This window comes from Actinoplanes sp. KI2, assembly GCF_025630775.1.
In the GTDB taxonomy this organism is placed as follows: domain Bacteria; phylum Actinomycetota; class Actinomycetes; order Mycobacteriales; family Micromonosporaceae; genus Actinoplanes.
On the sequence record NZ_JAOSZE010000084.1, the window covers coordinates 1 to 21134 of the forward strand.

Consider the following 21134-nt stretch of genomic DNA (forward strand, 5'->3'; position numbering starts at 1 on the left):
ACGCCGGCCGCGCGGCCGCCAGACCCATCGCGGTGACGGCCAGGACCGTCAACGCGCTCACGGTCCGGAGCGTTCTCACGGGAATCGCCTCCGCGCGCGGGCGTCGCTGCCCACGCCTCCACCTCCACCGTCCACCGCCGACCTGCCCTCGTTCAGGGCCGTTGGTCACCTGCTGAGGACAGGTCCGGGCGATGACGCTCGAGGCACCGTGGGGAGCGTGCCCGCCGGGTAACCCACTTCGGCGACCGGTCGACGGTGGAAGTGTCGCGGTTCCGCTCGCCACGGCCCGGCCAGGCCCAGCACCAGCACCGCCGTGATCACCGCGACGGCCGCGGTGGCGGCGATCAGCATCGCTCGGGCCACCCGCCCGGGGATCGGGCCCGCCGTTTCCGGGCGCAAGACCGTCAGGCGCATCGCCGGGATCAGGCGACCGAGCACGTGCAGGCCGGTCGCGCCCGCCCAGGCGACGAACGACACCTTGTGCAGCGTGAGGAGGTCGACGTGCTGTCCCGCCACGTCCACGAGGCTCCGCCGGCCGGTGACCGGCCCGACCAGCACCAGCGTCACGCCGGTCCCCAGCACCGCCAGGGTGGACGCGACGACCAGCGGACCGAGCAGTCGTAGCAGCATCGGCGGTGGCCCGGCCCGGCGATAGGGCCGCCTGTCGAGGTAATAGCCGATCATGCGCCACCCGGTGCTGCCGGTCTTGACCAACGCCGGCGGGATGAGCAGGGTTCCGACCACCACATGCCAACTCAGCAGTCCTCGCACGTCGAGCAACGTGACCAGCTCGGCCAGGAAGAGCGCCAGCAGTACAAGGCCCGTCCAGGCAGTCAGCGCGGCGTTGCCGGCCGGCCCGCCGGTGCCGGGCCGGATCTCGTCGTCGCGGTGTCCCCGGCCGGCCGCGGCAACGACGGCCTCGACCGACATCGCTCGCACACCCATCGATGGTCCTTCCCGGTCGGTCGTGCGGCCCTGCGGCGGCCCCGTCGATGCCGTTGCCTCGGGGCTGCCGGGCCTGCACCAGCATTGCCCGGTGGTTCTTCGAGACCTCCAAGAATTCACCGCGCCGTCCGGCATACGGGCTCCAAGGCCGCCCGCAGGATGTCACCGCTGGTATCGAGATCAGCGATGGCTACCCGAAGGGAACGGTCACCGGACCGGGCAGGGGTCGGTAGACGGTGAAGAAGTCGCGGTCGTCGGGGACGAGGTAGCGGGTGGGCGCTTGCATCGGATTGGGCCCGAGCATGGTCGGGACGAGACCGTGGGAACCCTGGGTGTAGGTGATCAAGGTGTGCCATTCGGGGTTGATGTCGAACTCCATCGCCCGTATCGCCCCGAGGTGCTGGAGGATCTTCGCCAAGGTGATCACCGTCTGGCCGTCGGCCGCGACGTAGATCAGGTTGCCTCGGCGGTCGATGCCGACGCCGGTTCGCCAGACGCGGGTCCTGCCGCCGAGCGTGTACCCCCATTGGGGGCTGTCCGGGTTGGTGTTCAGCTGCGGGTTCAGCTGCCCGTTCCAGATGATGGGAGCCAGGCTCTGGCGGGCCCAGGCCACATCTGGCCCGGCGTCCGGGCCGCCGCTCCACGTCACCATCGCGATGCGACCGTCGCGGTAACCCAGGAGGGTGGCATTGCCGTTCTTCAGCGGCTCGTTGGTGCGGCCGTTGTCAGCCGAGCCGTTGTGGCCGTCGGCGTAGGTGAAGCCGCCGTTGAAGGTCGCGAGCAGCCGCGAGCGCTGGTCGTCCGGGACCATCGCCGGCCCGCGCACGGCGGCGTGCGGCGGCTCGTAGCGGCCCGGGTAGTACCCGAGCGTGCTGCGCGTGTGGTCGAACCAGGCGACGTACGCGACGAGCCGCGGGTAGTCGAGCTCCGGCCGGAACGTCGTCACCAGCACCGGCGGGCCACCGTTGACCGGCGGACCGGTCGGCTTCCAGGCCCCTTCGCCCGGCAGCGGGTGCGGGAAGATCGGCTCGATCGGCGGCGGCCAGGCACCGGCGTGGGCGGGCGGCTGACTAAGCCCGACCGAAGGCAGGCTCGGCAACGGCGAGCCGCCTTTCTTCGGGGCCGTCGCGGTGTAGTAGATGCGCTCCGCCTCATCGGCCAGCCAATTGCCGAAAACGACATCCTGTCTGACCCACTCCACACTGCGCACGCCCCACGGCAGACTTGACGGCCGCAGCATGTACGTCGTGTACGACACAGTTGCCCACAACAGCACCACCAGGACGGGCCCCACGATCAAGACGCGCCGGGAAGGCCGTTTGCGCCTGGCGTTCTGGCGATCCTCGGGATTCTCGATGGCCATCGGATCCCTCCGCGCGATCCGCCGAATGATGCCGCTTGAACATAGCGGCCAATTCTTGGCGATCTCGAAGAATCCTCAGCTTTCGCCCACGTTGGATCACTGAGATGAGCGCGATCCGTCCGCTCCGGAGCGGCCAAATCGTTGCTCACGCGGCGGCGGCGACCGGGGCGGCGACCGGCACCTCCACAACCGCCTCCCCGCTGACCGGGTCGAAGAAGTACGCCTCGCTCAGATCGACCGTCAGCGACACGGGACGACCGATGGCCAGGTCAGCCCGCTGGGTCACCTTGGCGGTCCACAGCTGGGCGCCGGACGTTTCGTCCACGGTCACCGGCATGTCGTCAGTTCCCTCACGGGCCACCGAGACGTCCGCCAGCGGCGCCCGGAAGAGCACGTGTTTCTCGTCGCCGAGCGATTCCACGCCCAGCGGCACGATCGTCAGCGCGGCCACGCCGGGCGACTCGGCCACCGAGAACGCGGCGGGCCGCAGCCCGATCACCACCCGGGACCCCAGGTACCGGGCCAGGTCCGGGCGACGACGCACGACATCGGACAGGCCGAACTCCTGCCCACCGAGTGTCATGGTGACCCGGTCGGCGTCACCACCGAGCTCGACCGTCGCGAAGTTCATGCTCGGCGACCCCATGAACCCGGCCACGAACCGGTTGGCCGGCGCCCGGTACAACTCCTCCGGGGTACCGACCTGCTGCAGCCGCCCCTTGTCGATGACCGCGATCCGGTCACCCAGCGTCATCGCCTCCACCTGGTCGTGCGTCACGTACACGGTGGTGATCCGATATCGCTGGTGCAGCCGGGCCAGCTCGGCCCGCATCGACACCCGCAACTTGGCGTCGAGGTTGGACAGCGGCTCGTCGAGCAGGAAGACCCGCGGCTGACGGACCATCGCCCGGCCCATGGCGACGCGCTGCCGCTGCCCACCCGACAGCGCCTTCGGCTTACGCTCCAGATAGGCCGACAGGCCCAGCAGGTCCGCCGTCTCGCGCACCTTCTCCTGCGCCTCGGCCTTGTCGGTGTGCCGCAGCTTCAGCGCGAACCCCATGTTCTGCTGCACGGTCATGTGCGGATACAGCGCATAGTTCTGGAACACCATCGCGATGTCGCGCGCCTTGGGCGCCCAATCGGTCACCCGCTGGTCGTCGATGAACACGTCCCCGCCGCTGGCGTCCTCCAGCCCGGCGATCATCCGGAGAACCGTCGACTTGCCACAGCCCGACGGCCCCACCAGCACGAGGAACTCACCGTCACCGATGGTCAGGCTCAGATCGTCGACCGCCGTGGTACCGCCGGAAAAGGTCTTCGTCAGATGCTCCAACCGCACGACCGACATGGCGCGCCTCCGTCACCGACGACCGCCCCGCCCACGCGTGGCGATCACATTCCCAGTACATCCCCGCACCGGGGCGGGCGTCAGTGCCGAACGATCACCCTGCCGGGGCCGCACCATCACTACCTGCCGGGACCTTTGGCCCTGCCGTTGCGGCGGCGTTGGCGTTGAGGCTGGAGCGAGCCGGACAGGAGGGCCGTGACGATGACGATGACGACCGCGCCCGTCCCACCCGCCGTCCGGCCGCTGGAGGTTCGGGTAGCGGCCAACCCTCCGCATGACGGGCGTCGGCCATGACGGATAGCTGGCGTGCCCACATCCGCCCGCGGCACTCGCGGCGCGACGCATCGATCCACGGGCCGGGGACACCACCCGAGTTGTCCATGGATCCTCGGCGCGTGATGCTCGCACCACCGGCCGACGCGAACGTGGTGGACGCCGGCCTCTACCGGGGCGGTCGCCGCGTCGAGAGTCCGGGCAACCTCCATGACGCCTATCAGCGGTTGTGTGCGCAGCCAGGCACGATGGCGTGGATCGGGCTGTACCGGCCGGCGGAGGAACAACTGCTGACCGTGGCCGAGCAGTTCGGGCTGCACAAGCTCGCCGTCGAGGATGCCATCGTCGCCCATCAACGGCCCAAGCTGGAACGCTACGGCGACACCCTGTTCCTCGTGCTGCGGGCCGCCCGGTACGTCGACGAGCTGGAAGAGGTCCACTTCGGCGAGGTACACGTCTTCGTCGGTCCGCACTTCGTGCTCACCGTCCGCCACGCCGAGGCGCCCGACCTCGGCGCCGTCCGCCACCGCATGGAAAACGATCCGGACCTGCTCGCCCGCGGACCCGAGGCGGTGCTCTACGGCATCCTCGACGCGGTCGTGGACGGCTACGCCCCGGTCATTGCGGGCCTGCAACACGACATCGACGAGATCGAGACCGAGGTGTTCCGCGGGGACCCGAAAGTCACCCGCCGCATCTACGAACTGTCCGGCGAGGTCATCGAGTTCCAGCGGGCCACCCGGCCGCTGCTGGACATCCTCGGCGGCCTGGCCGCCGGCTTCGACAAGTACGGCACCGACGAGGAACTGCGCCGCTACCTGGCCGACGTCGCCGACCACGCCACCACCGTCGCCGAGCGGGTCGACGGTTTCCGGCAGACGCTCGCCGACATTCTGCTGCTCAACGCCACCCTGGTGTCTCAGGCGCAGAACGAGGAGGTCCGCCGGCTCACGATCGCCAGCTACGCCCAGAACGAAGAGATCAAGAAAGTCTCCGCCTGGGCCGCGATCCTGTTCGCCCCGACCATCGTCGGCACGGTGTACGGGATGAACTTCAACCACATGCCCGAACTGCACTGGACCGCCGGCTACCCATTCGCCTTGAGCCTCATGGTGACGGTAAGCCTGCTGCTGTTCACCATCTTCAAGCGCCGGGGCTGGCTGTAGGCCGGAGGCTCAGTCACCGGACGGCCCCCGCCTGTCGGTCGCGGCCGGCACGCCGTCGCGGTCGAGGGCGACCGCGGCCTCGGCGAAGCCCTCCCTGATGATCTGCCGGCCGCCGAGCCCCAGGTGCCCGACCAGGGCCGCCACCGGCCGGTTCGCCGCCAGGTAGTAGGCGCTGAACGCGTGGATGCCACGCTCGAGGGCGATCTCGGCGAGCGTCTCGATCAGCGCGGTGGCCAGGCCGATCCCGCGCCATGCTGGATCGACCGCGACGGCGACGTCGGCGACCTCGTCCCCGGTCGCCTCGTACCGCGCGATGGCGACACCGCGGCCGGTCTGCGGGTCGGTCGCGACGAGGGCGAACCGTTTCCGGTAGTCGACGGTGCACAGGTGCTCCAGCAACCGCGGGGTGATGTGCGGCGGCGCGCCCAGGAACCGGCGGCGTACGGTGTCCGGGTCGGCGGTGTGGATGGCGTCGCCGAGCTCCGTGGCGTCGGCGGGGACGATCGGGCGGATCAGCACCCGGCGCCCGTCCGCCAGCCGCAGCTCCCGCTCGTACTCCCGCGGGTAGTCCTGCGGCAGATCCAGTCTCATGGGCTCTATGGTGGCCGAATCCGGTCCATAGCGACACCGGGCCGAAGTACTCCTGCGGTTGCGCCGTCCGGGAGGACCTTCGGCACTATTGATCGATGAAGGCCGTTGCGACGCTGGCCTTATGGTGGCGGAAGTCGTGGACGTGGAGAGCCTCGCCCGCGCCGCTTCGGACGGTGATCCGGCCGCCCTGGATCTTCTGCTGGTCAGGATCCGGCCGGAGATGCTGCGTGCGTGCGCGCGGTTCCTGCCGCACCGCGAAGACGCGGAGGAAGCCTGCCAGGACACGCTGTTCGCGGTTGCGCGCGGCATCTCGAGGTTCGACGGACGCTCGACGTTCCGAACCTGGGCGCATCGGATCGCGGCCAATCGTTCCCGGTCGACATATCAGATGCTGCGACGCCGCTTCGCCGAGTCGGCGTCCGCGTCTTTGCCGGAACGGCCCGACCCGCGGCGTACCAGCGTCGTGGCAGGCACCCGGATCGATCTGCTCGACGGCCTGGAGCTGCTCGGCCCCGACCTCGCCGAGCCGCTCGCCCTGCGCGATGTCCTGGAGATGCCCTACCGGCAGATCGCGACGCTGCTCGGACTGCCCGAGGGAACGGTGAAGTCCCGCATCCACGAAGGCCGACGCCGGCTGCGCGGCTGGCTGATCGACGACGCGACATAGCGGTGCATTCGTCCGAACCAAACGCCCCGGAGCCGGTGACTGAGTGGGTAGAGCGTTCGAACGAAGGAGATTCCGATGAAACATCCAGCGCTCACTCGCCTCGCCGGTGGCGGGGCGGCCCTCCTGGCAACCGTACTGATCGCCGCATGCGGGTCGGACCCGGTCCAGCCGGTGTCCGGCCAGTCGGGCGGCGCGTCGTCCGCACCCGCGTCCAGCTATGTACCCACGCCGCCGGCGGCGTCCGGCACCACCACCCCGACCACCCCGACCACCCCGACCAGGCCGACCAAGCCGACCAGGCCGCCGACCAGCCCGACCAAACGGCCCCCGTCGCCGTCGCCGACGTCCGCCTGCCTTGGTGCGGTCGTCTACACGATCAGCGGCGATCCTTCCGACCAGTATCCGAAGAGTCTCTGCATGAAGATCGGAGGCGTGCTGCGGATCGAGCATGTCGCTCCCGGGACTGTGTCAGCCGACCCGGCCGGGTCCGTCACCCGCGAATACGAGGCGGGCGTTTACACCGTCCGCTTCATCCGTACGGGAACGGTGACGGTTCAGGTCGCGCTCGACAGCGGCACTCGGACCACCGCCGTGGTGGTCGTCTCGTGATCCGGGCAGGGCATGGGCTCGCGCAGGCCGGCCAGGACCGGATCGGCTCAGGACCGGACGCGCACACCGGCGAGCAGCGTGTTGACGAACGTTGATTCGCTGCCGGCCGGTGGTGCGATCTGGACGTACACCAGACCGGCCTTGCCGGGCCCCAGCCCGGCCGACTCGACGATCACCGCCTTACCGGCGCGGCACGAACGGAAGGACACGATCTCCCAGTCGATCCCGGCGAGCCGGGCGGTTCGGGCCGGCGCGGTGGTGCACTCCGCATGCGGATGCTCGTCGAGATACCGCGCCGGCGTCGTGCGGTCCGCAAGGTCGGAAGACAGCCCGACGAACGCCCCGGGCATGGCCGGCTCGGTGCGCCACAGCTCCGGATCAGGCGCGATCACGAGGGCCGGCTGCAGGTTGCCCGCGGCATCGCGCTGGCCGGCCCAGCCGGTGCCGCGGGCGTGCCAGCCGCTCGGCATCGTGACGCTGATCCGGCCGGTCCGATCGGTGGCGACGATCGGACCCCGGGCGCCGGACGATGCCGTGGCGTTCCCGTCGCCCCGGACGACGAGGACTCCGGCGAGGATGGCAACGACGGCAGCCGTACGCGTCCACCAGCCCTTCCTGTCGTTGGGTGCCGCGATGGCAGTCTCCAGCGCCGCGGCGAACCGGGCCGCGTCCGGATAGCGGTCGGCGGGGCGCCGTGCCGTCGCGGTGCGGAGCAGATTCGAGACCTCCCGCGGCACCCCCGCCCTGACGCGAGCAAGCTCAGGACCAGCTTGCCGTAGCAGATCCAGGCCGATGCGGCCCAGGCCGTAGACGTCGCTGCGGGCGTCGACGACGGCGAACGGATCATCTTGCTCCGGTGCCATGTAGCCCGGGGTGCCGGCCCGGGCGGTCAGGCCGGAGGCCGCCGCCGTCGCCTTGGCGAGGCCCAGATCGGCGAGGACCACCTCCGGGCCGCGCCGACCGGCCGTACGGGATCGGAAGAGGACGTTGCCCGGCGTGAGGTCCCGGTGCACGATGCCCCGATCGTGCAGCACCGCTACGGCGAGTGCGATCTGGTGCAGCACCCGGAGCGCCTGGCCGACCGGAATCGGCCCGGTCTTCAGTCGATCCCGCAGGCTGCCGCCGTCCGCCCACTCCATGACGAGATACGGCCGCCCGTCCTCCAGCTCGCCGACCGTGTGGACCCGGACCAGTCGTTCGTGGTCCAGCCGCCACAGCAGCCGGCCTTCCTCGAGGAATCGCTCGCGGACCCGCAGATCGTGGCTCCAGTTCTCCGCCAACACCTTGATCGCGACGTACGCGTCGAGCGCTGGGTCGTAGCCCAGCCAAACGGTGGCGAAGGATCCGACGCCCAGGAGTCGCTCGATCCGGTACTGCCCGATCCGGCTGGGCGAGTTCACGACGCCGACCCTTCCAGCGTGGGCACCTGAGGTGCCACGTGGTCGCTCGATGCCTCGCCGGTCTCCGGGAGACCTCGGCCGGCAAGCCCTGAGGTCACCAGAACCGGTTCCGGGGACCGGTCGCCCGCGGAACGACCATCACCGGGCAGCGGGTCCGGCCGAGCAGCCGCCGGGTCGTGCCGCCCAGCTCCGCCGAGTCCCGCGGGCAGTCGCTGGACGAACCGACCACCAGCATCGAGGCCGACGCGCTGAGCGTGACCAGCGCCGCGGCCGGATCCACCGCGTGCACCACATCCCGCTCGACCTGTCCTGCCGCGTCCGCCGGCAAGTGGTCGTCGATGAGCGCGGTCAGCAGCCGGCACGCCTCGCCCAGATCGCGATGGCAGCGCCGATGATGGGCGCACTCGGGCGGGCGGCAGTCCGACCACACGTACGCGGCCCGAAGCGGAACCCGCAGCCGCGCCGCCAGGTGCCGCCCATGCCGCAGCAGCGTCCTGGCGTTTCCGTCATCATCCAGAGCTACCACAACGGGGCCGGCCGAGGCCCGCTGGCGCGAACCCGGCACCACGACCGGCCCGCTGAGTGGCGTGGCGATGGTCGTCATGGCATCTCCTCCCCACCGCCATGGTGGCCTCCCGGGCGGGCCCGCTGACAGGGGCCAACGTCCCCTCCCCCGGCGACCACAGACCCGCCTCTCCCCTACGCGGTCTGCCAGGGCCACCCGCCCTGGCCGCCACCGCAGACGAGCCCAGGACAGTCACGATCGCCGCGTCGAGCTAGTCGATACCTCCACGTAGGACGTCGGACGGATCAGGTGCCGCGCGGTGCTGATGGTCCCGCCCCAGCGGCCCTGATCGGACCCGGCCGGCGAAACGTGATGGCCCGGCCGGGGTACAAGCTACGCCGCTTCGAAGACCATCTGGCGCCGCGGCGGGACAAATACCCTCGGCGTACCATATAAACGCCCTTGCCCACGCCGCCGCCGCAATGTCGAATCGCTCATTATCCGGATGGCGATCCGATTATGTTGAGGCCATGAGAACCTTCCTCAAAAGAATCAACATCAGCTGTTCGGCCATTCTCGCCCTTTCCTTGGGAATCACCCTTTCGTCCATGCTCAGCGACATCGCCGGCACCGTGCGTCCCGCGTCGGCTGCCGTCGCGGAACAGCCGGCGGCCGGTCGGCACCTCGCTCAGCAACAGCTGGGGTACGCCGTACTGACGACGGACGACCTGCCGGCGGGATACCAGCAGCTCGACATCACCGCCGCGATGCTTGCCGGCCTGTCCGGCCCCGGCGGCCCGGACGGGGCTCTGTTGGCCGCTTCGAAGATGGTGGGGTCGCACGCCTGGCAGCCGACCGGCAGGAGCGCCGACCCGGCCGCCTGGGACGAGACCCCGATGGAACTGGCCGCCTTCAAACGGGACCCGAACGGGCCGGTGCTGGTCCAGAAGATCGTCGGTACCGGCGAAGAGACTGCCCGTGACCTGGTGCGCAGCACCGAGAGCGTGCTCGAATGCTGCCCGCTCATCACGTCCGAAGACCTGCGGATCGCGTTGACCGAACTGCCGAGGATGCCACGGTTGGGTGACGCGTCGGTCGCCATGGCGATGACCCTCACCGTCAAGAACCCGGGCTTCGATCTCGTTGTCCAGGGCAACCTGGTGGTGTTCGCCCAAGGAGGCGTGTTTGAGGAGATCGTGCAGGTCGGCGTGCCGGAATCGATGCACGACACCCAGTTCGCGAAGATCGCCACGACCGCTTTCCGCAAGCTCGGTCACGCGTAGCGAAATCACCTTACGGATGCCCGATATACCGCAAGTAGAACGCTTGAGCACATAGGCCAATGTCGGCAGTCTCCTTTCCGGGTGGGCCGTCATCGCGGGAGAAACCAGCCGAAGGCCCCGGTCCGGCGGGACCACCACCGGTATGCCTCGTCCTGGTCAATTTGCGGGGAGCGTGAGGGTGAAGGTGGCGCCCTGGCCCGGCCCGGCCGAGTATGCGGTGATCTGCCCGTGGTGCGATTGGATGATCGCTCGGGTGATGGTCAGGCCGATGCCTGATCCGTGCCGGCCGGCCTCCTGTTCATGGGCGAGGGGTCTTGCAGGGCGGCGAGCGGGGTCGGCGCGGTAGAAGCGCTCGAACAGCCGGTCGGCTTCGTCCGGTGGAAACCCTTCGCCGGTGTCGACGATGGAGATCCGGGCGGGCCGGAGGTGGTTGCCGGGCTGGTGCGCCTCGGCGGCGGGCCGGTCCAGCGTGACCGTGACCCTGCCGTCGGCCGGGGTGTGCCGCAGGGCGTTGTCGAGCAGGTTCATCAGGGCCTCGACGATGCGGTCGTGGTCCACGGTGACGGTGAGGTCGGGGTCCTCCTCGTGCAGTAAGACGTCTACGTGGCCGGTCTGGAAGCGAGGGCGCATCGCGAGCACGGCCCGGCCGGCGAGGTCGGCCAGTCTTGCCGGTGTCGGGTGGAGGGCGAGTTGTCGTTCCTCGGCGCGGGAGACCGACTCGAGGTCGACGACCAGTCGACGCAGCCGGAAGGCCTGCTCGGCGAGAGTTTCCAGGGTGGTGTCGTCGATCGGCAGCACGCCGTCGGTGATGGCGTCCACGGTCGCCTCCAGGGCGGCGATCGGGGTTCGCAGCTCGTGGCCGAGGTCGGCCAGCAGCCGGCGCCGGGTGTCCTCGGAGCCGGCAAGCTTGCGGCCGAGTTGGTTCACCGCGGTGGTCAGCGCCGTGAATTCCGCGCCGAGGCGCGGGTCGGTCAGATCGGCGTCGTAGTTGCCGTCGGCCAGCCGGGCGGTGGCGGCGGCCAGCTCGCCGACCGGGGCGGCGAGGCGGCGGGCGACCAGCCAGGCCACCAGCCCGGCGGTCAGCACCGCCACCGTGATCCCCGCTACCAGCGAGATCAGCATGGCCTCGGTGAACGCCTCGTCGACGTGGGCCTGCACGACGGTGCTGAGGTCCGGCATTCCGGAGCGGCGCAGGTGAGCGCCGAACACCGCCGGCGCGACCAGCAGGGCCACGACCAGCAGGGTGCCTGCGCCCGCGCAGACCACCAGGGTCATCGCGGCGAACAACCGTGGCCCCAGCCCGAGCCGTGCCCAGCGATCCCGTGAGGTGCGGTTCATCCGGTGCCCATCCGGTAGCCGACGCCGCGCACGGTGCGGATGTAGTGCGGGTCGGCCGGGTCGTCGCCGAGCTTGCGGCGGATGTGGCCGACGTGGATGTCGACCAGATGCTCGTCGCCGATCCAGTCGCCGCCCCAGACAGCGTCGAGGAGCTGCCGGCGGGTGAACGCCTGCCGGGGCCGGGCGGCCAGGGCGGCCAGCACGTCGAACTCGGTTCGGGTCAGCTCCACGACCTGGTCGCCGACGCGGGCCTCCCGGGCGGCCGGGTCGAGCGTCAGCGATCCAAACCGCAGTGCTGCCGGCTCAGGGGTGTCCGCTACGGCGGCTGCCGTTGCGCGGGGCCGGCGCAACATCGTCCGGATCCGGGCCACCAACTCGCGGGGGCTGAACGGCTTGGTCAGGTAGTCGTCGGCGCCTACCGACAACCCGATCAGCTTGTCCACCTCGTCGGCGCGGGCGGTCAGCATGATCACGTACGCGTCGGTGAAAGTGCGCAGCGTCCGGCAGACCTCGATCCCGTCGATCCCCGGCAGCATCAGGTCCAGCACCACGACGTCCGGCGTGTCCTTGCGCGCCGCGCGCAGGGCGGACTCGCCGTCAGCGGCGGTGGTCACGGTGAAGCTCTCCCGTTGCAGGTAACCCGCCACGGCCCGGACCAGCGCCGGCTCGTCGTCGACGACGAGAGCGCGGACCGCGGTTCGAGCCGCGGTGGCGGGTTCGTCGACCATGCCTAGTCTCCTGCCATGGCGAGGAACGTGCCGTGCCAGGTGTGGTACCAGACCGTCCCGGTGACGGCGTTGACCGACATCATCCCGGCAATCTTTTCGCCGTTGAGCGTGTGCAGGGTGTAGTAGCCGGGGAACGCTGTCGCCTCGGCGGCGGTCAGTCCGGTGTGCTGGGCGTCCAGCCAGGTCTGGGCGTCGGTGACCGCCCGGGCGGCGGAGACCCGGGTCGGCGCGTTCCCCGTGGCGTGCATGCCGTAGCGGGTGTTCCACATCATCGCCGGTCCGTATTCGATGCTGACCGCTCCGGTGCCCGGGTCGATCAGGACCTCGGTCGCGCCCGCTCCGCCGGCCGTGCGTAGTTCGCTGTAGTAGCCGTTGGCGAACTGCATCACCTCACCGGCACGCAGGCCGTCACCGAGCCGGTCGGCGAAGGACTGTGCTCGCGCCTTCGCCGCGTCCAGGCTGGTGACCGTCCGCCCGTCGCCGGGCAGCCCGTACCGGCCGCCGGTCCGCCAAGCTCCGGCCGCGCCCATCATGCCCCCGCCCGCGCCACCCATCATGCCCGGCCCGTAGCCCCAGGCGGAGCCGTTCCCGGGACCGGCCCGCCCGCTGGTGACGGCTGGGCCGCGGCCCGCAGTGGCGGCCACCGCGGCGATGCTGCCGGCCAGCACGAGGACGGCGACTGCCAGGGCCGCGATCAGCCAGTTGCGGCGTGCGCCGGTCATTTCTGCCCCCGGGCCTGCGCGAGTGCCGCCCGCTGCTTCTGATAGGTGTCCAGGTCGATCTCACCGTGTGCGAAACGCCGGTCCAGGATCTCCTCGGGCGAGTCGAGCCGCGGGTCACTCCGGCCGGGATCGCTCGGCCCGGTGCCGGGCAGCAGGCGCGCCACCAGCAGGACGATCACCGCGATCAGCGCCAGCCAGAACAGGCCCATGCCGAGCCAACCGGCCCAGCCCATACCCCCGCCGTACCAGCCCATCATCGTCGTGCTCCTTCCGTGCGGTCCGGATCAACCGATCCGGGCCTGCGGCCGGGGTTCGTTCCGGCCACACCTTCACGGTGCTCGGCGGACCCGAAGTTCTCCCGGGTCGAACGACGAAGATTTGACGAAGGCTGCTGCCGCCTTGTCGGGGCGGAGCTCGCCGAGGCGGCGACCCTGCCAGTCATGTTCCGTACGCCGAATCCCGTTATCGCCGAAGTCGTGGCGGCCATCAGCAGCCCACCGGCGACGCCGATCGCGACGATGGTCGTCGTCGCCTGCCCGGGATGCCACAACGGCATCGAGAAGGCGAGGAAGACACCGAGCCCGACCGTCCAGGCGAGAGCGGTCACCGCGATCCATCCGGCCGATCGGCGTACGATCCTCCGGAGCACCAGCCATTGGGCTGTTCCGATGGACAGCAACAGCACGAGTGCCAGCACCGGAGCGAGACCGATCAGCACGGACGCCGGCAGGCCGAGCTCGGCGGCGGCGGAGGGCGACATGCCGACGACGTACGCGAGGACCGCACCGCACGCGGTGGCCACGATCCAGCGGCCCGCACGCAGGCCGGGAAGCACCCGTACGAGGACACTCGCCTGCGCCCACCCCAGCATGGCGCCCTCCACGGCGCCGGCCGCGACCACGGCCGCCACGGCCACCGTCGCGGGAGCCTCCGCAGTCACCGCGCCGACGACGGCCGGCACCGAGAAGCCGGCGAACTCGCCCAGCGTGACAGTCCCGAACCAGCGCCACCACAGGGCGCGATCGGCAGGCACGCGCGGCGCGTCCGAAACGTCCACGCCTTCAGCGTCACGTCGACCGACCAGCCTCGCCAGGACCGCAGTACCCCCGGCGGAGGGCCGTTCGGCTCTGACCGGCAAGCGCTGGCGCGGTTAGCGTCGGGTGTCGCGATGCCGGATCATGACGGGTCGGGAAGCGGGGAGCCGTGAAGGAGTTCGCCGACTTCCTCGGTGGTCAGCCACCCTTCGACGCGCTCGACGCGGAGGACATGGACCGGCTGGTGGCGCACGTGGAGGTCGAGTACTTCGCGGCCGGGGCCGTGGTCGTCGCCGAGGACGAGCGACGGCTCGAGCACCTGTGGGTGGTCCGTACCGGCGCTCTGGAAGTGCTGGATCGCGGGCAGGTCGTCGACCTGCTCGCCCCGGGCGACACGTTCGGGCATCTCTGGCTGCTGTCCGACCTGCCGCCGCGGCTGCTGGTACGCGCTCAGGAAGAGAGCCTGTGCCTGCGGATCCCCGATCCGCGTGCCTTTCTCGCCCACCCCGAAAGACTGCGCTTCACGGCCGTGGAAGCGGCCTCCCCGCGGGAGCACCTGGCCGGCGGCGGCGTGGTCCGGGGCGATCGCCGGCTCGCGGACCTGATCCGTCCCGTCGTCTGGTGCGCCGAGAACGATCGCGTCCGCGACGTCGCCGATCAGATCGGCGCCGCGGGGACCTCCTGCGCGCTCGTGCGGTCCGACACCGGCCTGGGCATCGTCACCGACTTCGACTTCCGGCGCCGGGTGGCCACCGGGCAGGTCGGCGTCGACGCGCCGGTGGCCCGGCTGGCGACGATGCCCGCACTGACCATCGACGAGGACGCCACCCAGGCCGCCGGGTTGCTGCGCATGGTGGAGCACGGCGTGCACCACCTGGTGGTGACCGACCAGTCCGGCCGGCCGGTCGGCGTGGTGCGAGCGGTTGATCTCGCGCACGCCGAGATCCGCGACCCGCTGCTGGTCCGCTCGGCGATCGAGGGCGCCACGTCGCTGGACCAGCTGGCCCAGGCGGCACGGTTGCTTCCGACCACGATCGTCGAGTTGTCCGACGCCGGCGTGGCCGCCGGGCACATCGGCGCGGTGCACGCCACCATCGTCGACGCGCTCGTCCGGCGGGTGCTGGATCTGCATCAGAGCCCGGTGCCGGACGCCGGGCGGCACTCGTGGGTCCTGCTCGGCTCGCTGGCGCGCCGGGAGCCGCTGCCGTTGTCGGACCTCGACACCGCCCTGGTCTGGCCCGATCCGCCGGAATCGGCGCCGGACCAGGCCACGGCCATCCGTGCGGACGCCTGGGAGGTGCTGCGCGAGCTGCGACAGTGTGGGTTGACGTTGTGTACGAACGGCGCCAACGCCCACAATCCCGTGTTCAGTCGGTCCCGGTCCGGCTGGCTGGCGGCCGCCCGCGGCTGGCAGCACGATCCCACCCAGGAGAATGCGCTGCTGCTGTCGGCGATGGTGGCCGACAGCCGCGCGCTGACCAACCTGCCGCTCGGCCGCGCGCTGACCGAGCAGATCCGCTCGCACACCCGCACCACCCGGTTCCTGCGGGCGCTGCTCGACGAGGCCCTGGGCTGGCGGCCGCCCACCGGATTCGTCCGGGACTTCGTCGTCGCCCACAGCGGCGAACACCGCGGCCAGTTGGACCTCAAGAGCGGTGGGCTGGCTCCGGTGGTGGCACTGGCCCGATGGATCGCCATAGTCAGCGGCGACGCCCGCGGCACGACGACCGACCGGTTACGCCGCGGCGCTCAGACGGGTCTGCTCACCCCCGACGAGGCCGACACGCTGGCCGGCGGGTTCGACAACGTCTACTCGATGCTGCTGCGGCAGGAGACGCGCGCCGTCCGCGGCGCCACCACGCCCACGACGTACTTCAATCCGGGGGAGCTCGACACCCTCACTCGCCGGCACCTGCGCGAGTCGTTCCGCGCCATCGCCCTGGTCCAGGCTCGGGTGGACCGCGACTGGATGAGACGACTCGACCGATGAGAGGTCCCCGATGGCTGCACCGCCGGTCGCTGCCGGCACCGCATCCGCGTACCCCATGGCGCGCGGCGGAGTTCTGCGTCATCGATCTGGAGACCACCGGCCTCGACCTGCGCCGCGACGAGATCGTCGCGTACGGGGCAGCGATCGTGTGCCAGGCGCGGATCCCCTGCGGCCGGACCGCGTACGGCCTGGTTCGCCCCGCCCGCTCGATGTCGGTCGCCGCGCTGAAGGTCCACGGGTTGCGCGCCGCCGACCTGGCCGACGCACCCACCATCGGCGAGACGGCCGACGAACTCGCCGGCCTGCTGGCCAACCGGGTGGTGGTGGCACACGCGGCCTGGATCGAACGCGCCTTCCTCAATCGGGTGCTGCGCCCGCGCGGGACCGCCCTGGGGCGAGCGGTGCTCGACACCGCCGCCCTGCTGCGGGCCTGCCGGCTCGCCGACGTCGATTCCTCCCGCGTGCCCGATCTGGAGACGGCCTCTCGTGCGCTGGGACTCCCCGTACACACCCCGCATCACGCCCTAGGTGACGCGTTCACGACCGCCCAACTGTTTCTCGCCCTGGCCACGCGGCTGGAACGAACGCGCGCCGGGAACAATCCACGCCCGCTGACGGTACGAGAGCTGTGCGCCATCTCCCGCCACTACAGCCCCTGACAAACGGCAGTTTCGCTGTCTGCGATGCCCCACCGTGCGGGACAAGCTGCCCGGCGTCCCCCGCCGGCCACGGCTTCGGCCTCGGCGAGCCCGCCGCTCCGCGGGGTCAGGCCGCGAGGTGCTTGGCGGCCATGCGGTTCGGTGGGGTGCGTCGGGGCGGGGCCGGCGCGGGTGTGACGGGCAGGGTCACCGGCGGGGCGATCGCGGCGAGGACGCCGGCCTGGGCGGTGGCGGGCAGGGTGAAGATGAAGCGGGAGCCGCCGCCCGGGTTGTCGTATGCGGCGATGGCACCACCGTGGCGGGCGACGATGCGTGCGCAGATGGCCAGGCCGAGCCCGGTGCCGGCGTATTCGGAGCCGGGGTGGGCGCGGTGGAAGCTGCCGAAGATCGCCTCGTGCTGGCCGGCGGGGATGCCGATGCCGTTGTCGGCGATGGTGACCTGCACGGTGTTGTTCGGGCTGGAGCCATCGAGATGGACGCTGGTCACGGTGAGGCGCGGCGTGACGCCGGGCGCGATGTATTTGATGGCGTTGCCGATCAGGTTGTCCAGCAGCTGCCGGACAGCGCCCGCGTCGGCGTGCACCGGGTCGAGCGCACCGACGGTGACCTGCGGAACCGGCTGCCCGGTCGCGGCGGCGGCGTCGGCGCGGGCGGCGGCGAGGTCGTTGACCGTGTCGGTCAGCTCGACCCGGGTCGGGCTGAGGTCGGCGTCGCGGGTGGCGGTGTAGACGAGCAGGTCGTTGATCAGTCCGCGCATGCGGGTGGCGGCGCGTGCAACGCGGGTGAGGCTGTCGCGGGCACGGTCGGTTCCCGGGTTGCTGCCGGTGGTCGCGAGGGCGTCCGTGGCGACCTCCGTCCACCCTTCGACGGTGGTCAGCGGGCTCTGCAGGTCGTGGGCCACGGCACCGGCGAAGGCGGCCAGCTGCTCGCGCTGGCGAGTTTCGGCAGTGACGTCGTGGTAGAGAACGACGGCCTGGCGGGCGCCGTTGTCGTCGGGCAGCGCGGTGGCGGAGACCCGGAACACTCGCGAGTCACGGGTGTCGGGCTCGCCGAACAGCAGGTTCACGGGGTCGATCCGGCCATGAGCCAGGGCGCGGACGTTCGGCAGGTCCTCGTCGGCGACCGGAGTGCCGTCGAGGTGACGCAGCAGGGCGCGGATGCCCGCGGAGGTTCGCGGGCCGGCCGGCGTCGCGAGCAGGCGCACGGCGGCGGGATTGCTCAGCAGCACCCGGTGGTCGGCGTCGACGACGGCGAGCCCGTCGGCCATCGAGTTGATGACGGCGTCCAGCAGCGCGCCGTGCCGGGCGGCCTTGTCCTGCTGGGCGGCCAGCTCGGCGAGCAGGGTGGTGCGTTCGTCGCGGCCCAGCGCGATGATCATGCCCACCGTCGTGATGACCACGACGAACAGCTGGACGAGCAGCACGCGGGTGTCCAGATCGGCGACGGAGGCGAGCGGGCCGTGGCCGTGCAGGGTGAACCACACCGCCGCGGCAGCCAGCGTCAGGTTCTGCCCGACGACGAACGTGGTGTGCAGTCGCAGCGCCGCCCACACGGTGACCACGATCAGCGGGAACGCCAGCGGCAACCCCTGGTTGTAGACGAACCCGACCAGGTAGGCGCCGATCGAGCCGGCCGCCACGGCCAGGTACTCGCCGACCTGCCGGGCCGGCACCGTCCGCAGCCGCTGGTCGATCGCGTGCCACCAGCCACGCGGCGAACTGCCGTGCCGTGCTGCCAGGGCGGCGGCGGTGTGGCCGAGCCACAGTCCGGCCGCGCCGATCACGAACATGCCGGTGACGTTCCTGGCCATCCAGTCCACGACCGCCTGGCCGGTCACCGGGACGCCGGCCAGCCACAGCCCGCCCAGGCCGATCACTGCGCCCGCGGCGGCCGCCGCCGAGGAGTAACCCAGCAGGCGGCCCAGCTCCCAGGGGTTGGCCGGCCGGCCGCGGCCACCCGCGCACCGCAGCTGCCGGTGGGAGCGACCCAGCAGCCGCACGAACACCACGGCCATCGTCAGGTTCGCCGCGGCCAGCGCGACACCCTGCACCGGGCCGGTGCCGGTGAGCGTGTTCCCGGCCCACGCGATGGCGGTCAGCGCGGCCACATCGACCCATCGGGTTCGGGCGTTGCGCTGAGCGCAGAGCCACAGCACGGCCACGCCCGAGGCGGGCCACACCAGCGCCATCCGGGTGTCACCCAGCACGGTCATCCGGCCCACCGCGATCGCCGCCGCATACAGCAGCGCGAACATCGCCGTACGCGCAAGCAACGACCAAAGGCTCGACCGGCGGCGCCCGGAGCTGCTGTGCGCAGCGCCGGACGGCGCTGTCACCGCGCTGTCGTGCATCCTCGCGTTTCCCACGCGGCACCCCCTGGGCCTGGCCGCGCGTCGACGCGGCACCTCATCCCGTTCGGCGCCGCCGGGTGCGGACCACGGTGCCCGCCGGTTGCCATCCGGTTGCCGGCAGACCCGTCAGCAGCGCTCAGCCGGTGGGCCAGTCGCGGAAGGCGGCCAGGAGCCGGTCGCGGGCCTCGGGCGGCAATCGTTGGGCGGGCAGATGACCCAGCTCGCGTACGGTGGCGCGGATCTGAGCCAGGTAGCGGTCGCATCCGTCGCACTCGGCGAGGTGCTCGACGAACCGCTGCTCGGTCTCCGCCGGCAGGGTGCCCTCGAGGTAGGCGGTGACCAGCTCCACGAACTCGTCGCAGTTCACGCGCTCGCCTCCTTGATCCAATGCTGCTCCAGCACGGCGCGCAGCGCTGCCCGGCCACGGTGCAGCAGGACGCGCTGGTTGGCCGCGCTGATCGACAACAACTCGCACACCTCGTCGCTGGTGTGCCCGGCGACGTCGCGCAGGGTGACCACCACACGCTGCCGGGTGGGCAGGCCGGCCAGCGCGGAAGCCAGCCGGCGGCGGGTCTCGGCGGCCACCGCGCCGTCCTCCGGCGACGGCCAGGCGGGTGGCGAGCTGCGCCAATGCCCGGGGTACGGGTCGTACGCACCCCGGAAGCGAGCGGGGTCCACGGTGGGGCCGTGGTCGTCGTCGGTGACGCCGAGTCCGGGGATGAGGCGCGCGTCCCGTACGCCCCGGGTCTTGGCCTTGTTGATCAGGATCCGGTAGACCCAGGTGCGCAGCGAGGAGATCCCCTGGAACCCGTCGATGCCGCGCAGCACGCCGAGCCACGCCTCCTGGACGACGTCCTGGGCCGCGTGATCGTCGGCCACGTACGCCCGGGCGGCGCGCAGCATGCCCGGCGACCACGCGTCGATCAGGGTGGCGAACATGGCCTCGTCCCGGGCCCGGAGCCGGCCGACGACGATCGCGTCGGCGGGCAGCGCGGTATCGGCCATGCAGCGCACGTTACCGGGCAGGGACGCCGGGAATCACGCACCCCAGGGGTCGTCGATGAGCAGGCCCCACGTGCCGTCCGGGCGGCGACGCAGGACGTCCGCGCTGGTACCGCTCAATCGCAACGGGCTGCCGTCCGGCCCGGTGCCGTCGAGTGTCCAGTGGTTGAGGACGGTGGCGATGTCGCCGGCCTGGACGACCTTGCGGATCTCGGGGGTCAGGGTCGGCCGGAGGGCGGCGAACCCGGCGAGCGCGGCGCGGATCTGCTCGAGGCCGTGCAGCGGTTCGGCGCCGGGCTCGGCGATGAACACGGCGTCCGGCTCGTACAGGGCGAGCGCGTCGTCGAGGCGGCCGTCGTGCAGTGCGGCGGCGAACAGGGTGATGACGTCGGCGGGTGCGGCGGCGGTCATGGTCGGCATGGCGGGTCCTTTCCGGAGCGGTCAGCGGTATTCGGGGTTCGGGAAGTCGAAGCGGCAGCCGGCATCCCATTCGCTGCGCTGGTTGCCGCGCGCCGGGATGCCGCCGGCGTCCTTGAGCATCCGGGCCAGGTGCAGCAGGTTCCAGGTCATGAAGGTGGTGTTGCGGTTGGTGAAGTCGTTCTGCGGGCCGCCGGAGCCGGGGTCGAGGTAGGACGGGCCGGGCCCGGCCTCGCCGATCCAGCCCGCGTCGGCCTGCGGCGGAATGGTGTAGCCCAGGTGCTGCAGGCTGTAGAGGATGTTCTGGGCGCAGTGCTTGACCCCGTCCTCGTTCCCGGTGATCAGGCAGCCGCCGACCCGGCCGTAGTAGGCGTACTGGCCGGCCTCGTTGAGCAGGTGCGAACAGGCGTAGAGCCGCTCGATGACCTGCTTGGTGACCGACGAGTTGTCGCCCAGCCAGATCGGGCCCGCGATGATCAGGATGTCGGCCGGCAACACCTGGTCCCGGTAGATCTCCGGCCAGGCGTCGGTGGCCCAGCCGTGCTCGGTCATGTCCGGCCAGACCCCGGTGGCGATGTCGTGGTCGACGGCCCGCAGAACCTCGACCCGCACGCCCTGTTTCTCCATGATCGCCCGGCTCAGGTCGATCAGCCCGCCGGTGTGGGTCAGCTCCGGGGAGCGCTTCAGGGTGCAGTTGATGACCAGGGCGCGCAGGTCGTCGTATCGGGTTTCGGGCATCGGTTC

22 protein-coding genes are annotated in these 21134 nt (G+C 71.2%); 6 read left to right on the top strand and 16 right to left on the bottom strand.

Features of this window, described 5'->3' with window-relative positions:
- Positions 1-165 precede the first annotated feature (165 nt).
- The 3 genes from ODJ79_RS45370 to ODJ79_RS45380 form a co-directional block, all read right to left on the bottom strand.
- Positions 166-945 (bottom strand): hypothetical protein, encoded by a 780-nt coding sequence (locus tag ODJ79_RS45370; protein ID WP_263029961.1) that lies wholly within the window; start codon positions 943-945, stop codon positions 166-168.
- 190 nt (positions 946-1135) lie between these two features.
- On the bottom strand, positions 1136-2308 hold the full coding sequence (locus tag ODJ79_RS45375; protein ID WP_263029962.1) for a phosphodiester glycosidase family protein: 1173 nt from the start codon (positions 2306-2308) through the stop codon (positions 1136-1138).
- A gap of 145 nt (positions 2309-2453) precedes the next feature.
- Positions 2454-3656, bottom strand: coding sequence for an ABC transporter ATP-binding protein (locus ODJ79_RS45380; protein ID WP_263029963.1), 1203 nt, complete (start codon positions 3654-3656; stop codon positions 2454-2456).
- Positions 3657-4054: 398 nt separating this feature from the next.
- On the opposite strand from ODJ79_RS45380, the gene ODJ79_RS45385 reads away from it, so the two are divergent.
- Complete coding sequence (locus ODJ79_RS45385; protein ID WP_263029982.1) at positions 4055-5095, top strand: magnesium and cobalt transport protein CorA; 1041 nt, start codon at positions 4055-4057, stop codon at positions 5093-5095.
- Between the two features lie 9 nt (positions 5096-5104).
- Here the strand turns inward: ODJ79_RS45385 and ODJ79_RS45390 are convergent, their stop codons facing one another.
- A complete protein-coding gene (locus ODJ79_RS45390; RefSeq protein ID WP_263029964.1) occupies positions 5105-5686 on the bottom strand; it encodes a GNAT family N-acetyltransferase in 582 nt (193 codons plus the stop codon).
- 88 nt (positions 5687-5774) lie between these two features.
- Here ODJ79_RS45390 and ODJ79_RS45395 point away from each other — a divergent pair, with 88 nt between their 5' ends.
- Positions 5775-6353 carry an RNA polymerase sigma factor gene (locus tag ODJ79_RS45395; RefSeq protein ID WP_263029965.1) on the top strand — a complete coding sequence of 193 codons (579 nt, stop codon included), beginning with the start codon at positions 5775-5777 and terminating at the stop codon, positions 6351-6353.
- Positions 6354-6428: 75 nt separating this feature from the next.
- Complete coding sequence (locus ODJ79_RS45400) at positions 6429-6962, top strand: hypothetical protein (RefSeq protein ID WP_263029966.1); 534 nt, start codon at positions 6429-6431, stop codon at positions 6960-6962.
- Positions 6963-7009: 47 nt separating this feature from the next.
- On the opposite strand, the gene ODJ79_RS45405 is transcribed toward ODJ79_RS45400, so the two are convergent.
- Together ODJ79_RS45405 and ODJ79_RS45410 are read right to left on the bottom strand one after the other, a co-directional pair.
- Complete coding sequence (locus tag ODJ79_RS45405) at positions 7010-8362, bottom strand: serine/threonine-protein kinase (protein WP_263029967.1); 1353 nt, start codon at positions 8360-8362, stop codon at positions 7010-7012.
- A gap of 94 nt (positions 8363-8456) precedes the next feature.
- Positions 8457-8966 (bottom strand): universal stress protein, encoded by a 510-nt coding sequence (locus ODJ79_RS45410; RefSeq protein ID WP_263029968.1) that lies wholly within the window; start codon positions 8964-8966, stop codon positions 8457-8459.
- A gap of 383 nt (positions 8967-9349) precedes the next feature.
- Here ODJ79_RS45410 and ODJ79_RS45415 point away from each other — a divergent pair, with 383 nt between their 5' ends.
- Positions 9350-10150: a hypothetical protein gene (locus ODJ79_RS45415; protein WP_263029969.1), complete on the top strand. Its 801-nt coding sequence runs from the start codon at positions 9350-9352 to the stop codon at positions 10148-10150.
- Between the two features lie 156 nt (positions 10151-10306).
- Here the strand turns inward: ODJ79_RS45415 and ODJ79_RS45420 are convergent, their stop codons facing one another.
- Genes ODJ79_RS45420 through ODJ79_RS45440 form a run of 5 tightly spaced genes read right to left on the bottom strand, consistent with a single transcriptional unit; the run spans position 10307 to position 13995 of the window.
- The gene (locus tag ODJ79_RS45420; RefSeq protein ID WP_263029970.1) at positions 10307-11488 is read right to left on the bottom strand and encodes a sensor histidine kinase; all 1182 of its coding nucleotides are present in this window, start codon (positions 11486-11488) and stop codon (positions 10307-10309) included.
- A complete protein-coding gene (locus ODJ79_RS45425) occupies positions 11485-12216 on the bottom strand; it encodes a response regulator transcription factor (protein ID WP_263029971.1) in 732 nt (243 codons plus the stop codon). Before ODJ79_RS45425 ends, ODJ79_RS45420 begins: the two co-directional genes overlap by 4 nt.
- 2 nt (positions 12217-12218) lie before the next feature.
- Positions 12219-12938 (bottom strand): hypothetical protein, encoded by a 720-nt coding sequence (locus ODJ79_RS45430; protein WP_263029972.1) that lies wholly within the window; start codon positions 12936-12938, stop codon positions 12219-12221.
- Entirely contained in the window at positions 12935-13195 is a 261-nt protein-coding gene (locus ODJ79_RS45435) for an SHOCT domain-containing protein (RefSeq protein ID WP_263029973.1), read from the bottom strand. Before ODJ79_RS45435 ends, ODJ79_RS45430 begins: the two co-directional genes overlap by 4 nt.
- Positions 13192-13995 carry a hypothetical protein gene (locus tag ODJ79_RS45440; RefSeq protein WP_263029974.1) on the bottom strand — a complete coding sequence of 268 codons (804 nt, stop codon included), beginning with the start codon at positions 13993-13995 and terminating at the stop codon, positions 13192-13194. The genes ODJ79_RS45435 and ODJ79_RS45440 overlap by 4 nt, the downstream gene beginning before the upstream one ends.
- Before the next feature lie 146 nt (positions 13996-14141).
- Here ODJ79_RS45440 and ODJ79_RS45445 point away from each other — a divergent pair, with 146 nt between their 5' ends.
- Complete coding sequence (locus ODJ79_RS45445) at positions 14142-15962, top strand: putative nucleotidyltransferase substrate binding domain-containing protein (protein ID WP_263029975.1); 1821 nt, start codon at positions 14142-14144, stop codon at positions 15960-15962.
- Entirely contained in the window at positions 15959-16621 is a 663-nt protein-coding gene (locus ODJ79_RS45450; RefSeq protein WP_263029976.1) for a 3'-5' exonuclease, read from the top strand. Before ODJ79_RS45445 ends, ODJ79_RS45450 begins: the two co-directional genes overlap by 4 nt.
- Before the next feature lie 106 nt (positions 16622-16727).
- Here the strand turns inward: ODJ79_RS45450 and ODJ79_RS45455 are convergent, their stop codons facing one another.
- The 5 genes from ODJ79_RS45455 to ODJ79_RS45475 form a co-directional block, all read right to left on the bottom strand.
- Positions 16728-18893, bottom strand: a complete 2166-nt coding sequence (locus ODJ79_RS45455) for an ATP-binding protein (RefSeq protein ID WP_263029977.1) — start codon at positions 18891-18893, stop codon at positions 16728-16730.
- Between the two features lie 214 nt (positions 18894-19107).
- A complete protein-coding gene (locus ODJ79_RS45460; protein ID WP_263029978.1) occupies positions 19108-19338 on the bottom strand; it encodes an anti-sigma factor family protein in 231 nt (76 codons plus the stop codon).
- Positions 19335-19976, bottom strand: coding sequence for an RNA polymerase sigma factor (locus ODJ79_RS45465; protein ID WP_263029979.1), 642 nt, complete (start codon positions 19974-19976; stop codon positions 19335-19337). Before ODJ79_RS45465 ends, ODJ79_RS45460 begins: the two co-directional genes overlap by 4 nt.
- Positions 19977-20009: 33 nt before the next feature.
- Positions 20010-20393 carry a YybH family protein gene (locus tag ODJ79_RS45470; protein WP_263029980.1) on the bottom strand — a complete coding sequence of 128 codons (384 nt, stop codon included), beginning with the start codon at positions 20391-20393 and terminating at the stop codon, positions 20010-20012.
- 21 nt (positions 20394-20414) lie between these two features.
- A partial coding sequence (locus ODJ79_RS45475) for a flavodoxin family protein (protein WP_263029981.1) occupies positions 20415-21134 on the bottom strand: 720 nt, incomplete at its 5' end.

What these genes read in the sequence shown, in the direction of transcription:
- ODJ79_RS45370 (WP_263029961.1), bottom strand. Translation starts at nt 945, where the DNA reads ATGGGTGTGCGAGCGATGTCGGTCGAGGCCGTCGTTGCCGCGGCCGGC.
- ODJ79_RS45375 (WP_263029962.1), bottom strand. Translation starts at nt 2,308, where the DNA reads ATGGCCATCGAGAATCCCGAGGATCGCCAGAACGCCAGGCGCAAACGG.
- ODJ79_RS45380 (WP_263029963.1), bottom strand. Translation starts at nt 3,656, where the DNA reads ATGTCGGTCGTGCGGTTGGAGCATCTGACGAAGACCTTTTCCGGCGGT.
- ODJ79_RS45385 (WP_263029982.1), top strand. Translation starts at nt 4,055, where the DNA reads ATGCTCGCACCACCGGCCGACGCGAACGTGGTGGACGCCGGCCTCTAC.
- ODJ79_RS45390 (WP_263029964.1), bottom strand. Translation starts at nt 5,686, where the DNA reads ATGAGACTGGATCTGCCGCAGGACTACCCGCGGGAGTACGAGCGGGAG.
- ODJ79_RS45400 (WP_263029966.1), top strand. Translation starts at nt 6,429, where the DNA reads ATGAAACATCCAGCGCTCACTCGCCTCGCCGGTGGCGGGGCGGCCCTC.
- ODJ79_RS45410 (WP_263029968.1), bottom strand. Translation starts at nt 8,966, where the DNA reads ATGACGACCATCGCCACGCCACTCAGCGGGCCGGTCGTGGTGCCGGGT.
- ODJ79_RS45415 (WP_263029969.1), top strand. Translation starts at nt 9,350, where the DNA reads ATGTCGAATCGCTCATTATCCGGATGGCGATCCGATTATGTTGAGGCC.
- ODJ79_RS45420 (WP_263029970.1), bottom strand. Translation starts at nt 11,488, where the DNA reads ATGAACCGCACCTCACGGGATCGCTGGGCACGGCTCGGGCTGGGGCCA.
- ODJ79_RS45425 (WP_263029971.1), bottom strand. Translation starts at nt 12,216, where the DNA reads ATGGTCGACGAACCCGCCACCGCGGCTCGAACCGCGGTCCGCGCTCTC.
- ODJ79_RS45430 (WP_263029972.1), bottom strand. Translation starts at nt 12,938, where the DNA reads ATGACCGGCGCACGCCGCAACTGGCTGATCGCGGCCCTGGCAGTCGCC.
- ODJ79_RS45435 (WP_263029973.1), bottom strand. Translation starts at nt 13,195, where the DNA reads ATGATGGGCTGGTACGGCGGGGGTATGGGCTGGGCCGGTTGGCTCGGC.
- ODJ79_RS45450 (WP_263029976.1), top strand. Translation starts at nt 15,959, where the DNA reads ATGAGAGGTCCCCGATGGCTGCACCGCCGGTCGCTGCCGGCACCGCAT.
- ODJ79_RS45465 (WP_263029979.1), bottom strand. Translation starts at nt 19,976, where the DNA reads ATGGCCGATACCGCGCTGCCCGCCGACGCGATCGTCGTCGGCCGGCTC.
- ODJ79_RS45470 (WP_263029980.1), bottom strand. Translation starts at nt 20,393, where the DNA reads ATGCCGACCATGACCGCCGCCGCACCCGCCGACGTCATCACCCTGTTC.